The organism is Mycobacterium sp. 1164985.4 (assembly GCF_001668575.1).
Taxonomy (GTDB): domain Bacteria; phylum Actinomycetota; class Actinomycetes; order Mycobacteriales; family Mycobacteriaceae; genus Mycobacterium.
Map to the genome: position 1 here is coordinate 113432 of NZ_LZMD01000060.1, position 14547 is coordinate 127978.

Genomic DNA, 14547 nt, shown 5'->3' on the forward strand with positions numbered 1-14547 from the left:
AGCGAATCCTAGGACGGCACCCAGTTGCCGTGGAAGCCCGCGGGCACGCGGTGGGGCAGCTTGATGCTCGCGACGTCTTCGAGGGTCTGCGCGTCGAGCAGAGCCAACTCGCTGCGGTCGGTGCGACGGTCGTAGACATAGCCCATCAGCACGCCGTCATCCTCGGCGGCGTCGGCCGACAACGGTTCGAAAACGAACTCCCCGAGCACCTTTCCCGTACCGAACGACCGCGACTGGGTACGGTCGCCGACGAAGTCGTGCTTGAGCAGGACGTCGCCGGCCTCACCGTCTGCGACGCTGGGGGCGTACCCGTAGCGGTGGCGCTTACCGACCCGGCGTTCGTCGACACGCGGGAACTCCTGCCCACGATCGTCGATGCGCGATTCGCGGACCTTACCGTCGGCGAGGTCGACCGTCCAGCGATCGAGCGTCGGGGGTCCCTCGTCCGGGCCGAGGTGGTTGGTGTCGAACATCTTCGGATGCCGCACGACGTCGAGCACGATGGTTCCGTCGTCGTCATAGGCGTTCATCGGATGGAACACGTAGCAGGGTTCGACGTCGAACCAGCGCACATCGGCATTGCCTCCGTCACGTGGCATCACGCCGATCCGCGCGGGGTAGCGCGGATTCCAGGAGTACGGGAACCGGCGATCTTTGGTCTCGCCGCGCGGCTGCCGCGCGCTGACCGGATCAGGAATGCGCACCCGCCCGATGAGGGACGACAACACGAGCCGCGAGACGAGGCGCAGACCGCGCGGCACCGTCATCTGCACCGCCGTCTCGGCGTCGAACGTCACCGGTAGGTCGTAGAACACGACATGGTTCTCGGTCAGCGAGAAGTCGTGCATCATCGGGCTGCCCGCGACCTCGATGTCGACAGTGCGCCGTGCGCGCCCGTCGGCGCCGATCACCGAGTACTGCACGGTGTTGCCGCGGTACATGCTGTACGAAACGGCGTGCAGCTCAACTGTTTCCGGATCGCGCTTGGGATGCGCTGTGTACCCGCCGGTCAGCGTGCCGTCGAAATCACATGCCCCGACGGTGTCCAGTTCGTCGGTGAGTTCGACGGTGGTGACACCGGACTCGATCAACGCGAGTGTCTTACCCGCGTGCCCGATGACATTGGTGTTCGCACCGATGCCCGAGATCGGGAAATCGCCCCTCGGCGACTTCTCCCCCAGCGCCCTAGCGGTCTGCGGACCACGGACCCACCGGTTTCGGTACCACTCCGCCCGGCCTTCGCGGATGCGGATGCCATGCACCATTCCGTCGCCGATGAACCAGTGGTACAGCTCGGGATCGAGCGCTCCGATCGGGTTCGGCCCGTTGCGCAGGTACCGGCCGTCGAGATGGTCGGGAATCGTCCCGACGACCTCGAGATCGGTCAGCGTGTGCTCTTCGTGGATCGGCGCGAAGGCGCCTTCGAGGTAACGGTTCGTCATCGGGACACCCTTATAACAGCGTTATGGTGTGTCCTGTATAACACCGTTATGGCAGCATGGCAAGGGTGAACGGCGGTGGTCCGCGGGAGCAGCTGGTCGAAGCCGGCATCCGCATCCTCGAACGAGATGGTCTGGCCGCCCTCAGCGCGCGCAAGCTCGCCGCCGAGACCGGGACCTCCACGATGGCGGTGTACACGCATTTCGGTGGGATGTCGGGGCTGATCGACGCGATTGCCGGAGAATCGTTCGTCCGCTTCACGCGCGCGTTGACCGAGGTGCCCCAGACCGAGGATCCCGTCGCCGACTTCTTCGTGATGGGCGGGCGCTACCGCGAATTCGCGCTGCAGAACCCGCAGCGCTACCAGATGATGTTCGGCACGGCGGCCGAGTCATTGAACCGGTATCACGCCGACCTCACCGTCACCGGCAGTGCGACCGCCCGCAGCGAGTGGGCGATGTCGTTCGAGGCGCTCCTCGACGGCGTGCGCCGGATGATCGAGGCCGACCGCATCCGCGACGACGGCGAGGCCGCGGTCGCGGGACGGCTGTGGAGCATCAGCCACGGTGCGGTGCTTCTCGAGATCGCGGGCTTCTTCGGGCACGAGGGCCACGGCCTGACGCAGATACTCGGCCCGCTGATCGTCGACACGCTGGTCGGCATGGGCGACGAGCGTGACCGGACCATGGAGTCGCTGAGCGCCGCGCTGGCCACGCTGCCCGAACAGTAGGCGCTACTAGCCGGCGCTCACCCGAGCCGTTGGAGTTCGATCGGCAATGAGTCGGCGGGGGTCGGCCCGGTGCCCCACGTGAGCGGGACGCGGTACCCGTCGCGCACGCTCCAACGGAACCGGCGCAACAGCTTGAGCATCACGGTCTTGACCGTCATGTCGGCGAACTGCTGGCCGATGCACTTGTGGGCGCCCCCGCCGAAGGGCGCGAATGCGTACCGGTTGACGGCCACGCGGTTGTCGGCGTCGCTGAACCGCGAGGGGTCGAACGTGTCGGGGGCGGGCCACCAGTCGGGCAGCCGCATCGACGCGTGCACACTGATCGCGATCTGGCTCTTGCGCGGGATGTAGTGTCCGCAGATCTCGGTGTCGCGGATGGCCTGTCGGAACAGGGTTCCGGCAGGGGCGTACATACGCAGGACCTCCTTGAACGCCGCGTCCAGCATCGGGTACCGCTCGAGGTCGTCGAGGGTGGGCGCGTCGATCGGACGATCGACGGCCTCTTCCCAAAGAATGTTCTGCCAGTGCGTATTTCGGCCCAGCTCGTAGACGAGCATGGCCAGCGCGATCGCCGTGGTGTCGTGAGCGGCCATCAGCAGGAAGATCATGTGGTTGACGATGTCGGCGTCGGTGAAGCGTTGCCCGTCTTCGGATTCGCTGCGGCACAGCATCGAGAACAAATCGGTGCCGTCGCCCCGGCGCCGGTCCGCGATCTGCCCGCCGAAGTAACGCTCGAGGCGCTTGCGAGCCCGCAGGCCGCGCGCCCACGTCCCGCCGGGAACGTCCGCGCGGATGATCGCCTGGCCGCCGTGGACGGTGTCGTGGAAGTCGCCGATGAGTTGATCGGATTCCGCGCCGAGCGCGGTCCCGACGAACACCTCGGCGGCCTGTCGCAACAGCAGTTGCTTGATCGACGGATACATCGGGAATCGGGTGGCCGGTTGCCATGTCGCCAGACCGCGGTCGATGCCGTCGGCGGTGCACGCGAGATACGTGTTGAGCGCCGTGCGCGTGAACGCCCGCTGCATGATGCGTCGATGATCGCGGTGTTCCTCGAAGTCGAGCAGCATGATGCCGCGATGGAAGAAGGGGCCGATCACCGGTTGCCATCCGCGCGTGCTCGACAGCGCCTTGTCGCGATTGACCCACGCGGCCTCGAGCGCTTCGGGTCCCATCAGCGCGACGACGCGAAACCCAACGCCGCCGGCCCACGACACCGGGCCGTACTTCGCGTAGCGGTGCCGTGCGAACTCCAGCGGATCGGCGAGCGAGGCGAGGACATGGCCGAGGTACGGCGCCCCGTAGTTGCCCATCACCGGGGCCAGTCCCGACCCAGCCGGCGGTTTGGCCAGCGGGCGGTCGGGGCTCGGCCAGCGGTTCGCGATCGACGCGCCCATTCCCTGAAGTCGTTGCCGCGCGTCGACCAGTGAGGTCGGCGGAGCGACGGCATCCAGGAGGTTGATCATCGGCCGAGCCCTTCGTCGACTATCTGGTACGTAACCGTGCCAAATTTGCCGAACTGTTGTCAATGGCTTCTCCCTCGACGCGCCGGGGGTGCGACGATCGACCCATGGCCCCGTCGTCACCGCGCAGCTACGGGGGCGTTTCCGGTGCGGAACGCCGCCAGCAACGCCGCTCGCGCCTGCTCGAGGCGGCCCTGGAGGTGATGGGCCGCGACGAGTGGCGCGACATCACCGTCGAGCGGCTGTGCGCCGACGCCGGACTCAACAAGCGGTACTTCTACGAAAGCTTCGCTGATGTCGACGCGGTCGCCGACGCGGTGATCGACGAGATCGCCGCGGCGGTGCGCGAGGCGACCGTGACGGCGGTGGCCGCTGCGCAGTCGGAATCCCTTGCACAACAGGCGTTCGTGGCTGTAGGCGCCCTCGTGCACAGCTTGGTCGACGACCCGCGTCGGGCGCGGGTGCTGTTGGGTGGCGTGGCGGCGACTCCGGCGATGCGCGCACACCGGGTCGCGGTGATGCGCAGCCTGACCGGTGTTCTGATCGGTCACGCGCGTGCCGTTCACGGTGTAGAACTCGAACACGATCCGCTGGCGTTGATCGCGCCCGCGTTCGTCGTCGGCGGCACCGCCGATGCGATCTTGGCCTTTGTCGATGGAAGCGCCCGCATCACGGTGGACGACCTCGTCTCGCAACTGACGACGCTGTGGTTGATCACCGGCGACGGAGCCGCCGGGGTCGCGCGAGCGCGGCTAGTCCAGGAACGCGACTGACAAAGGCGAGGTTTCGAGTTCTGCCGCAGATCGTCGATAAAAGGGTCACCCTCAGCTGTCGGTGTGCCCCTCTTCCGCCGGCAGAGGCGGCGGCAGGGGCTTCGCGGACGTCGTCGGCGTCGAATCCGCTGGGGGCGGCGACATTCCGGGCCCCGACGGAGATGAGGAAGAAGAGGAGGCACCCTGAAAATCTAGCCACGCCTCGTCGCGGATGACCCGCGAGCCCTCCGCGAGAACCAGCGACTTCTCCGAGACGGTGTAGCTGAAGCCGTCGTTGTAAACCGTGAAAGTATCGCCCGATTTGGTGGCCATTCTGATCAGTTTCGCGCCGTCGCGCAGCCGCACGCCACGGTATTCGTAGCTGCCCTTGGGCGTCTTGCAGATCGCCACCCGCGAGGTCGCGGTGGTGCCGTAAACCACGGCCTCGTCGGACGCGGCGCAACGCGCGGTCGAGTCGGCGTAACCCTGGCCATCCGTCGCCGGCGCGGCGAGCGCCGGCGGCACGGCGAACACGGCCGCGGTCGAGCATGCGGCCACAGCACCAAGGAGAAGCAAGGTTGGTTTCGACATCGCTTCCACGACACCACGACATTCCTCGTTGCGCACCTGAGATCGAGAAGCACGCTCGAATCGTTAGCGCGCCGAAACCGGTTCGTTAGCAGGGACTTCGAAGGTCCGCTCAGACGGGTGTGAACCGGACGGGAAGAGAGGACAGGCCCGAGGTGAGGCTGGTCGCCGCCCACGTCTCAGGGCCGGCCTGTTCGATATCGGGCAGCCGGGTGAGCAACTCGCGGATCATCACCGCGCCTTCCGCCCGACCCAGATGGGAACCGACGCAGAAGTGCGGGCCGCCGCCCCCGAAGGCGATGTGCTCGCCGCGTTTACGGTCGATGTCGAATGCTTCGGGATCGTCGTAGACGCGTTCGTCGCGGTTACCGGACCCGTAGTACATCACCACGCGCTCGTCCTTGGCGATCGGCTGCCCGGCCAACTCGGTGTCCCGGGTGGCCAGGCGTCGGATGTACACCACCGGCGAGAGCAGCCGCAGCATCTCCTCGATCGCCCCGGGAAGCAGCCCATCGAGATCGGCGGTCAGGCGCCGACGCACGTCGGGATGGTCGAACAACAGCTTCATCCCGCCCGATATCAGGTTGCGTGAGGTGTCGAGGCTGCCGTCGCTGAGGAGGATGAAGTTGCCGATGAATTCCATGTCCGTAATCGGGCGGCCGTCGACCTCCATGTTGGCGTAGGCGCTCAACACGTCATCGGCCGGATTCGCCTTCTTCGCGGCGAACGCCTCGAAGCCCATGCCGGCCATCTCGATGAACGCGGCGTGAAAAGCCCCCTCGCCCACGATGTCTGGGGAGCTGTGCGTGATCATGAACAACTCATGGAGGCGGTGGCCGTGTTCGCGAGGGATGCCGAGCAGGGCTGCCGCCGTGTACCCGGCCATTTGCCCGGCGAGTTCGACGACGTCGCACTCCCCTAGACCGGCCACCTCGTCGACGATCCCGGTCGCAAGTTCCTGCAGGTTTGGGAGCATGTGCTTCACCCGCGCGGGGACCAGTCGTGGGGCGATCACCTTGCGGAAGTGTGCATGCCGCGGTGCGTCCATGGACAGGAAGCCGACCTCGATCTCCGCGTCGACGATGCCGACCGACGGCGAGGACTGGAACAACTCGGGATGGTGCTCGATATAGCGGATGTCGGCGTTGCGCGTCACCGCCCAGAAGAAGCCGCCGTCCGGCGCTGGGTGCTTGTAGACGGGCGCATTGGCCCGAAGCCACCGGTACTGCTCGAAGGGGTGGCCGCTGCTGAACGATTTGGCCGAGTACAGATCGATCGGAATCTCCGGCGCCGGGGCGTCGAGTGTGCCGGTCATTCGCAACCTCCGAGTTCACGTGCCGCCGGGCTGCGTCGCGGACAGCGCCCGACGGCGGCCAGTCCGAATACTGTCATATTTGAGGTGTTTGACGCTAGGGTGCTTTGCATGTCCGCGCCGACGGCACCGCACCCGCTGCGCGACCGTTGCGCGATCGTCGGCATCGGCGCCACCGACTACAGCAAGAAGTCCGGCCGCACGGAACTGGCGCTTGCGGCGCAGGCCTGCACGGCCGCGATCGCCGACGCGGGCCTGACACCGGCCGACGTCGACGGCATCGTGCGCTGCGAACAGGACACCGTGCGCCACAACGACCTGGCCGACGTGCTCGGCCTGCCGGCCCTGACCTACTGGGGGTCCACCGGCACCGGCGGATCGGCCCCGGCCGGGATGGTGGCGCAGGCGTGCGCGGCGATCGCCGGCGGGTTGGCCCGGTCGGTGCTGGTGTTCCGATCCCTCAACGGGCGCTCGGGGGCGCGTTTCGGCCGCGGACGACGACAGAGCATGCCGGTCGGGGGAAACGGCTCCTACGACGAGTTCTTCCAGCCCTACGGTCTGATGGCGCCGGGCCAGATGTTCGCCTTGATCGCGCGCCGTCACATGATCGAATTCGGCACCGAGCCAGAGCATCTGGGCGCCATCGCCGTAGCCTGCCGCGAGCATGCGAACGCCAATCCCGCCGCGCAGATGCACGGCAGATCGATGACGTTGGCCGACTATCTGGACTCCCGGCCGGTGACCGATCCTCTGCGCCTCTACGACTACTGCCTGGAAACCGATGGCGCCTGCGCCGTCGTGGTGACTTCGAGTGAACGCGCACGCGACACTGCCGCACCGCCCGTGTCCATCCGCGCGGTGGCCCAGGGCGCCGATGCGTATCAGCAACCGGGGCTGGTGTTTGGCGCACTCATGCGCGAGAACCTCGTCGAGCAACCGTCGAAGCGAACCGCCGAGACCCTCTACAGCAGAGCCGGTTTGGGGCCACAAGACATCGACGTGGCGCAACTTTACGACTGCTTCACCATCACCGTGCTGCTCCAGTTGGAGGACTACGGCTTTGCCGCCAAGGGCGAGGGCGGTCCGTTCGCCGCGAGTGGCGCACTGCGCCCCCGCGGCGGCCTACCCATCAACACGGCGGGCGGCAACCTGTCGGAGGGCTACATCCACGGCCTCAACCATGTGGTGGAAGGGGTTCGACAGATCCGCGGGACGTCGACCAGCCAGGTACCCGGCGCCGAGGTGTGCCTCGTGACGTCCGGCCTACCGACCGCGACCGGCGCCCTGATGCTCACCACCGGAACCTAGGGCTGCCTTGACCGACGCGCCCTCCCCCGTTGTGGACGACCCCGACACCGGCGGCTTCTGGCAGGCAGCACAACGCGGCGTGGTCGCGGTCCAGTGGTGTGACACCTGCGATTCACCGGTCCACCTGCCCCGGCCGCAATGTCCTCGCTGCGCGTCGACCGACCTGGGCTGGCGCGAGGTCGACGGCGCGGCGACGCTGTATTCCTGGGCCGTCGTCCATCATCCGGTACATCGCGCGTTCGCGGTTCCGTACACGATCGCGCTGGTCGCGCTCGTGGCGCATCCGACGGTCCGACTGGTCACGCACCTCGATGGTGCACCGTCGCTGCGCGAGGGGCAGCGCATGCGGTTCGTCACCCACCCCGATGCGGCGGGCGTACTGGTACCGCAATGGGTACCGATCCCTGACAGCGCGGGAGGAGACTGACGTGACCAAGGTGCTGGCTGGTGTGCGAGTGCTGGAGGTGGCGCTCTACGGGTTCGTACCGGCCGCGGCCAGCGCCCTGTCGGACTGGGGCGCCGACGTCGTCAAGGTCGAGCATCCCGAGACCGGCGACCCGATCCGCGGACTGGCCGCGTTCGGGGTCAAGCCGGGCGACGGCGGCGTGACGATGTTGTGGGAGGTGCTCAACCGCGGAAAGCGTTGTGCGGGAATCGACATCGCGCATCCCGACGGATACGAGGCGCTGATGTCCCTCGTCGAGCGGGCCGACGTCTTCCTGACCAACTTCCTGGGGCCGGCCCGGCAGCGGCTGCGTATCGACGCCGAACACGTCCGCGCCCGGAATCCGCGCATCATCTACGCCAGAGGAACCGGTCACGGTGTACGCGGGCCCGACGCCGACCGCGGCGGTTTCGACGGGATCTCTTATTGGGCCAGAGCGGGTCTGGCGACCGCGGCCATGCCCGCAGACTACGACTATCCGATCAACCTGCCGGGCCCGGCGGTCGGCGACATCCAGGCTGGACTGAACCTCGCGGGCGGTATCTGCGCCGCGCTCTACAACCGCGAGCGCACCGGAGAGGGTGCCGTCGTCGATGCGTCGCTGTTGTCGGCGGGCTTGTGGGCCATGCAGTCGAGCATCGCGGGCAGTTACGTCACCGGTCGCGATCAACTGGCCAAGGGTGATCGCCGCCGTCCGGGCAATCCCCTGGCCAATGTGTACCGAACCGCCGACGACCGTTTCGTCTTCCTCGCCATGCTCGAAGCCGACCGGTACTGGCCGGGCTTCTGCCAGGCCGTCGGCCGGCCCGAATGGATCGACGATCCGCGGTTCGCGACCGCCTCGTGTCGACGCAAGAATATCGAGCGGTGCGTTGAGCTGCTCGATGAGCTGTTCGCCAAAGAACCGCTGGAGCACTGGAAGACCGTCCTGGACAAGCAAGAAGGCCAGTGGAGCATTGTGCAGTCACCACGTGAGACGCTCAACGACCAGCAGGCCTGGGACAACGGCTTCTTCACGATTGTCGACTATGACAACGGCGCCCGGCTGCCACTGGTGCCGGCACCCGTTCAGTTCGACGAGGCCGCAACCGATCTGCAGCCCGCACCGGGACACGGCGAGCACACGGACGACCTGTTGCGCGCCTGCGGTTACGACGACGAGACGATCATGAACTTGAAGATCGGCGGCGCGATCACCTGACCGCGCCGGCTTTTCGGTCTAACGCGGGAAGTGGAACAAGGTGCGCGCATTGGTCTCGGCGATCATCGCCACCTCGTCGTCGGGCACGCGGGCGAGAGCCTCGGCGGCCCGCTTACGGCAATTCGGCCAGTTCGAATCCGAGTGCGGGAAGTCGCTTTCCAACATGATGCGGTCGACGCCGATCTTGTGCCGGCTCTCCACACCGTGGTCGTCGTCGATGAAGCAGGTCCAGAAGTGCTGATGGAACAACTCCGACGGCCGCGCATCGAAGTCGATGTCCTGGTAGTAGCGGTGCCGCTCCCAGGTGAAGTCCGTTCGTTCCAGCATGTAGGGCACCCAGCCGATGCCGCCCTCGGCCAAAGAGAATTTCAGGTTTTCGAACTGCTGGAGCTTGCCGGACAACAGCAGGTCGACCGTCGTCCACCAAGAGTTCGTGGCGAACACCGCGATCGCCACCGCGAACGGAGCGGCCTTGCTCTTCATCGTCTTCGGGGCGAACGGCGCGCCGGAGAACGAGAAGCCGGGCACATATCCGCCGGCGCCGAAGTGCAGCGACACCGGAAGGTCGGCATCGGAACACACCTGCCACAACGGATCCCAGTGATCGGTGTGGAACGACGGGAGGCCGAATACCGATGTGGTGTCGGGGAAGGAGATGGTTCGCGCGCCCTTCGAAACGAGGCGTTCGGCCTCGGCCACCGCCGCGTCGATGTCCCAGAACGGCACCATCCCCAGCGGGATGTATCGGTCCGGGGCCGTGGCGCACCATTCGTCGATGTAGAAGTCGTTCCACGCCTGCATGCACAGCGCCGCGAGGTCCTTGTCCTTACCGCGGAAGAAGGTGCTTCCCGCGAATCCGGGGAACGACGGAAAGCACAGCGCCGCGTGCACACCGTCGACATCCATGTCTTTGACCCGCATCGCGGGGTCGTAGCACCCGGGAATCATGTCCTCGTAGCGCACGGGGTCGACACCCCACTCCTCTCGCGGCTTACCCGCGACGGCGTTGAGCCCGATGGTGGGAAATCGTTCGCCGTTGTAATGCCATAACTGGCTGCCGTTGACCTCTTTGATCTGGGGTGCGTCCTCGTGCCACCGCGCTGGTAGCCGGTCGAGCCACACGCGGGGGTGTTCGACGAGATGATCGTCGACGGAGATGATCTGGTGTTGTTCCTGCAGCGGCATCGCGTCCTCCTGATGCCGGCGTCGACGGAAGGGCTCGGCGTCCGTCGTAACGGCGACGGCTCAAATATACCTATATTTGGCCTCGGCACAAGGCTTCCGCGAGTGCCGGAGTACGCTGAATGTCCGACTATTCAGACCCTTGATCCCACCTCGAGGCGGTATCTCCGATGTCGATCGACGACTGCCTGGCCGACGATCCGCGCCACGAGATGATGGCCCGGATTCGTCGCGGCAAGCTCTCGTTGGGAATAGCTCAGGACATCGTCCGACGGATAGCGCTCGACCAGCTCTCACCCGGTAGCCCGCTACCCACCGAACAGGCGATGGCCAGCGAGTTCGGTGTCGGACGGGCGTCGATCCGTGAGGCGCTGCGGGTGCTGGAGCTCCAGGGCATCGTCGAGATTCGTCGCGGCAACGGCGGCGGCCCGGTCGTCGGGCGCCGCGGTCCGCAACGCTTCGGCGAGACGATGACGATGCATCTGCAGCTCGCCCGCGCCACGATGCGCGACGTCAACGAGTCGATGATCTACCTGGAACCGCTCGCCGCGGAACGGGCGGCGCTGCGGGTTCGGGACGGATCGGCCGACCCCGACATCGTCGGGCAGATGGTCGAGGAGAGCCGCCGCGGCATGGCCCGGGTGACCGAGCAGAACCTGTCCAGCTACGACTACGTCGACTCCGGCAGTCGCTTTCATGTATTCGTCCGCGACATCTGTCCGAACCCCGCGCTCGACCTCCTCACCGAATCGGTGAGCCACATCTTTTCGAGCCGCACCGCCCAGGGCGGCGCCAACCTCTTCAGCGACATGACCAGGACCCGGCTGCACTTCGACCACATCCGCATCGCCGATGCCATCGAGGCGGGTGACCCCGACGCGGCGCGTGAGCTGATGCGTGAGCACATGGCCGTTGCGTCGCAGGCGATTTTCGACGTCGCTCCCGAGCTGGCGGACGACCTGGTCGACTGGCAGTGACAGGGCCGAGGATCGGCTCGCTTCGCACGTGCATTACACGTTGCAGAACCCGGCGTCGACCGGAAGGCACACCCCGGTGATGTAGCGCCCCCGTTCGGAGACCAGCCACGCCACGGCGTCGGCAATGTCTTCGGGTTGAAGGATGTTGACGTCAGGCAGGAGATTGCGGAGGTTCGTCAGCGGCCGCTCGGCGACGGTTGCGATCCAGTCCATGAAAGCGTCGTTGCGCGTCATACCGGAGTCCACACCGGTGGGCAGGATCGCGTTGACGCGGATGTTGTGCGGACCAAGCGAATTCGCGAACACCCGCATCAATCCGAGGATTCCGGCTTTCGCCGCCGTATAGCCGTCGAGACCACCCCATCCGCCGGTGAAGCCTTTGACCGCTGCCGTGGAACTGGTCAGCACCACGGCGCCGGGTCGGCCGGCCTCGACGAGCGCGGGCGTCGAAGCCTTCACGGTGTTCCACACTCCGGCCAGCATGATGTCGACCGCATCCTTGAACGCGCGGGCCTCGTCGACGTCCGACGGGTAAGCACATCCGCCGGCATTGGCGATCACGATGTCCGCACAGTCGACACCCAACTCCTCGATTCCGTCCGAAAAGGCTTGCTGGACTTGGCCGAAGTCACGGACGTCGGCGACCTGGAGGCTTGCGCGACGTCCCGCCTTCTCCACCAGGCGGCAGGTTTCCTCGAGCTCGTCGCGCGTTCCCATCGGGTAGGGAATGGTCTCGATGTCGGCGCAGATGTCGACGGCGATCACGTCGATACCGTCGGCGGCCAGACGCGCGGCGTGGGCCCTGCCTTGGCCGCGAGCCGCCCCGGTGATGATCGCGACGCGCTGCCCGCCAGCCATCGGCCTCCGCATTGCTGAAATGTACGACTGTTTGAGCCAACGTACGGTGGGGGCCATCCGTGGTCAAGCAATTCGACGCCGACACCGTGGAGTCGGACCCGCCGCGCACCCCGACGACCATGTCGGTTTTCCGCCAGTCTTGTCGGTGCGTGCGTGTAATGGTGAAAAGCATGCACGACGATTTCGACCGCTGCTACCGAGCCGTCCAATCCAAGGACGCCCGGTTCGACGGCTGGTTCGTCACCGCGGTGCTGACCACCAAGATCTACTGTCGGCCGAGCTGCCCTGTTCGCCCGCCGTACGCGCGCAACATGCGGTTCTACCCGACCGCGGCGGCCGCCCAGAAGGCCGGCTTCCGCGCCTGCAAGCGCTGCCGGCCGGACGCCTCCCCCGGTTCGCCGGAGTGGAACATTCGGGGCGATGTCGTGGCGCGGGCGATGCGGCTGATCGCCGACGGCGTCGTCGATCGCGAGGGTGTCACCGGGCTGGCCGCCAAACTCGGATACACGACGCGCCAGCTCGAGCGGCTTCTGCAGGCGGAGGTGGGTGCCAATCCACTCGCATTGGCGCGGGCGCAGCGGTCGCAGACGGCGCGGGTGCTCATCGAGACCACGGAGTTGCCCTTCAGCGACGTCGCGTTTGCGTCGGGTTTCTCCAGCATCCGCCAGTTCAACGACACCGTTCGCACGGTGTACGACGTGGCGCCCACCGTCCTGCGCGAGCGTGCGCGGGCACGGTTCGGCGGGGGTGACGGCGTCGCCGGAGCCATCTCCCTGCGGCTGCCGGTCCGCACACCGTTCGCATACGAGGGGTTGTTCGGCCATCTGGCGGCCAGCGCGGTGCCCGGCGTCGAGGAGGTGAGAGACGGCACCTACCGACGCACGCTGCGGTTACCCAACGGCTGCGGAATCGTCGCGCTCACACCGCAACCGGACCACGTGCAATGCCGGGTGGTCCTCGACGACTTCCGCGATCTGGCCACGGCCATCGCCCGCTGCCGACGCCTCCTGGACCTCGATGCCGATCCCGAAGCGGTCGTCGATGCGCTCAGCGCCGATGACGATCTGAGCGCCTTGGTAGCCAAGGCCCCGGGCCAACGGATACCGCGGACCGTCGACGAACAGGAACTGGCGGTGCGGGCGGTGCTCGGTCAGCAGGTGTCGGTGAAGGCGGCGTGTACGCACGCCGGCCGACTGGCATCGGCGTACGGTGAACAGATCACCGACGTGAATGGCGTTCTGACACACGTGTTTCCGGCCGTCGATCGTCTCGCCGAGATCGACCCCGCGCATCTGGCGTTTCCAAAGTCACGACAGCGTTCGCTGACGGCGCTGATCCGCGCCCTGGCCGCGGGTGACGTGGTGTTGGACGCGGGTTGCGATTGGGACAACGCGCGTGAGCAGCTTCGGGCTCTGCCGGGGATCGGTCCGTGGACGGCGGAGATCATCGCGATGCGCGGCCTCGGCGACCCCGACGCCTTCCCGGTGACCGATCTCGGCGTGCGGCTCGCCGCCGAACAACTAGGCCTGCCCGGCGATGCGCGTGCGCTCGCCGAACACAGCGTCCGCTGGCGACCGTGGCGTTCGTACGTCACGCAGCACCTGTGGACCGCGCTCGATCATGCGGTCAATTTCTGGCCGCCGAAGGAGAAGTGATGACAGCCTTACGATTTCGCACGACGCAGAGCCCGGTCGGTCAACTGACGTTGGCAGGTCGCGATGACCGGCTGATGCATCTTAGGATGGTCGATCAGACCTACGAGCCGAGCCGCGAAGGCTGGGTCGCCGACGACGGCGCGTTCCCGGACGCGGTTGAACAGCTGCAGGCCTATTTCGCCGGCGATCTGACGGAGTTCGATCTCCGACTCGACATGGTGGGCACGGCGTTTCAGAAGAAGGTCTGGGCCGCGCTCCTGACGATTCCGTACGGAGAAACACGGTCGTACGGCGAGATCGCTTGCCAGATCGGGGCCCCCGGCGCCTTTCGGGCAGTCGGTTTGGCCAACGGGCACAACCCGATTGGGATCATCGTTCCGTGCCATCGCGTCATCGGCGCCAACGGGAGCTTGACAGGGTACGGCGGTGGCCTCGATCGAAAGCGAGCGCTTCTCGAGATGGAGAAAAGCAGGGTGTCACCGGCAATGACGCTCTTCGACTGAAACGACTGGATACACAAATGCCTGTGGCCCCCAATCGAATTGGGGGCCACAGGGCTTAATTTGTGTTCGGCGGTGTCCTACTTTTCCGCCCGTGTGGGGCAGTATCATTGGCGCTGGCAGGCTTAGCTTCCGG

14 protein-coding genes are annotated in these 14547 nt (G+C 66.6%); 8 read left to right on the forward strand and 6 right to left on the reverse strand.

The window, feature by feature from the left end; genetic code table 11:
- Positions 1 to 8: 8 nt before the first annotated feature.
- A complete protein-coding gene (locus A5650_RS11115) occupies positions 9 to 1442 on the reverse strand; it encodes a carotenoid oxygenase family protein (RefSeq protein WP_067290530.1) in 1434 nt (477 codons plus the stop codon).
- Positions 1443 to 1498: 56 nt separating this feature from the next.
- Here A5650_RS11115 and A5650_RS11120 point away from each other — a divergent pair, with 56 nt between their 5' ends.
- Positions 1499 to 2170: a TetR/AcrR family transcriptional regulator gene (locus tag A5650_RS11120; protein WP_067290532.1), complete on the forward strand. Its 672-nt coding sequence runs from the start codon at positions 1499 to 1501 to the stop codon at positions 2168 to 2170.
- Positions 2171 to 2187: 17 nt separating this feature from the next.
- On the opposite strand, the gene A5650_RS11125 is transcribed toward A5650_RS11120, so the two are convergent.
- Positions 2188 to 3636 carry a cytochrome P450 gene (locus A5650_RS11125; protein WP_067290535.1) on the reverse strand — a complete coding sequence of 483 codons (1449 nt, stop codon included), beginning with the start codon at positions 3634 to 3636 and terminating at the stop codon, positions 2188 to 2190.
- Positions 3637 to 3740: 104 nt separating this feature from the next.
- On the opposite strand from A5650_RS11125, the gene A5650_RS11130 reads away from it, so the two are divergent.
- Positions 3741 to 4406 carry a TetR/AcrR family transcriptional regulator gene (locus A5650_RS11130; protein WP_067290536.1) on the forward strand — a complete coding sequence of 222 codons (666 nt, stop codon included), beginning with the start codon at positions 3741 to 3743 and terminating at the stop codon, positions 4404 to 4406.
- A gap of 51 nt (positions 4407 to 4457) precedes the next feature.
- Here the strand turns inward: A5650_RS11130 and A5650_RS11135 are convergent, their stop codons facing one another.
- Together A5650_RS11135 and A5650_RS11140 are read right to left on the reverse strand one after the other, a co-directional pair.
- A complete protein-coding gene (locus tag A5650_RS11135) occupies positions 4458 to 4976 on the reverse strand; it encodes a hypothetical protein (protein ID WP_067290595.1) in 519 nt (172 codons plus the stop codon).
- Between the two features lie 109 nt (positions 4977 to 5085).
- Positions 5086 to 6288 carry a cytochrome P450 gene (locus A5650_RS11140; protein ID WP_082950719.1) on the reverse strand — a complete coding sequence of 401 codons (1203 nt, stop codon included), beginning with the start codon at positions 6286 to 6288 and terminating at the stop codon, positions 5086 to 5088.
- 108 nt (positions 6289 to 6396) lie between these two features.
- Here A5650_RS11140 and A5650_RS11145 point away from each other — a divergent pair, with 108 nt between their 5' ends.
- From A5650_RS11145 to A5650_RS11155, 3 genes are read left to right on the forward strand one after another with little or no spacing between them, the layout of a single operon-like run.
- A complete protein-coding gene (locus A5650_RS11145) occupies positions 6397 to 7593 on the forward strand; it encodes a thiolase C-terminal domain-containing protein (protein WP_067290538.1) in 1197 nt (398 codons plus the stop codon).
- A gap of 7 nt (positions 7594 to 7600) precedes the next feature.
- Positions 7601 to 8020: a Zn-ribbon domain-containing OB-fold protein gene (locus A5650_RS11150; RefSeq protein ID WP_067290541.1), complete on the forward strand. Its 420-nt coding sequence runs from the start codon at positions 7601 to 7603 to the stop codon at positions 8018 to 8020.
- A gap of 1 nt (position 8021) precedes the next feature.
- A complete protein-coding gene (locus tag A5650_RS11155) occupies positions 8022 to 9239 on the forward strand; it encodes a CaiB/BaiF CoA transferase family protein (protein WP_067290545.1) in 1218 nt (405 codons plus the stop codon).
- A gap of 18 nt (positions 9240 to 9257) precedes the next feature.
- On the opposite strand, the gene A5650_RS11160 is transcribed toward A5650_RS11155, so the two are convergent.
- On the reverse strand, positions 9258 to 10424 hold the full coding sequence (locus tag A5650_RS11160) for an amidohydrolase family protein (RefSeq protein WP_067290548.1): 1167 nt from the start codon (positions 10422 to 10424) through the stop codon (positions 9258 to 9260).
- Positions 10425 to 10591: 167 nt separating this feature from the next.
- Between A5650_RS11160 and A5650_RS11165 the strand changes: the two genes are divergently transcribed.
- Positions 10592 to 11398 (forward strand): FadR/GntR family transcriptional regulator, encoded by an 807-nt coding sequence (locus A5650_RS11165; protein WP_067290551.1) that lies wholly within the window; start codon positions 10592 to 10594, stop codon positions 11396 to 11398.
- A 33-nt stretch (positions 11399 to 11431) separates the two neighbouring features.
- On the opposite strand, the gene A5650_RS11170 is transcribed toward A5650_RS11165, so the two are convergent.
- Positions 11432 to 12268, reverse strand: coding sequence for a mycofactocin-coupled SDR family oxidoreductase (locus tag A5650_RS11170; protein ID WP_156744086.1), 837 nt, complete (start codon positions 12266 to 12268; stop codon positions 11432 to 11434).
- A gap of 158 nt (positions 12269 to 12426) precedes the next feature.
- Between A5650_RS11170 and A5650_RS11175 the strand changes: the two genes are divergently transcribed.
- Positions 12427 to 13911, forward strand: coding sequence for a DNA-3-methyladenine glycosylase 2 family protein (locus A5650_RS11175; RefSeq protein WP_067290614.1), 1485 nt, complete (start codon positions 12427 to 12429; stop codon positions 13909 to 13911).
- A complete protein-coding gene (locus tag A5650_RS11180; protein WP_067290616.1) occupies positions 13911 to 14414 on the forward strand; it encodes a methylated-DNA--[protein]-cysteine S-methyltransferase in 504 nt (167 codons plus the stop codon). The genes A5650_RS11175 and A5650_RS11180 overlap by 1 nt, the downstream gene beginning before the upstream one ends.
- The last annotated feature ends 133 nt before the right edge of the window (positions 14415 to 14547 follow it).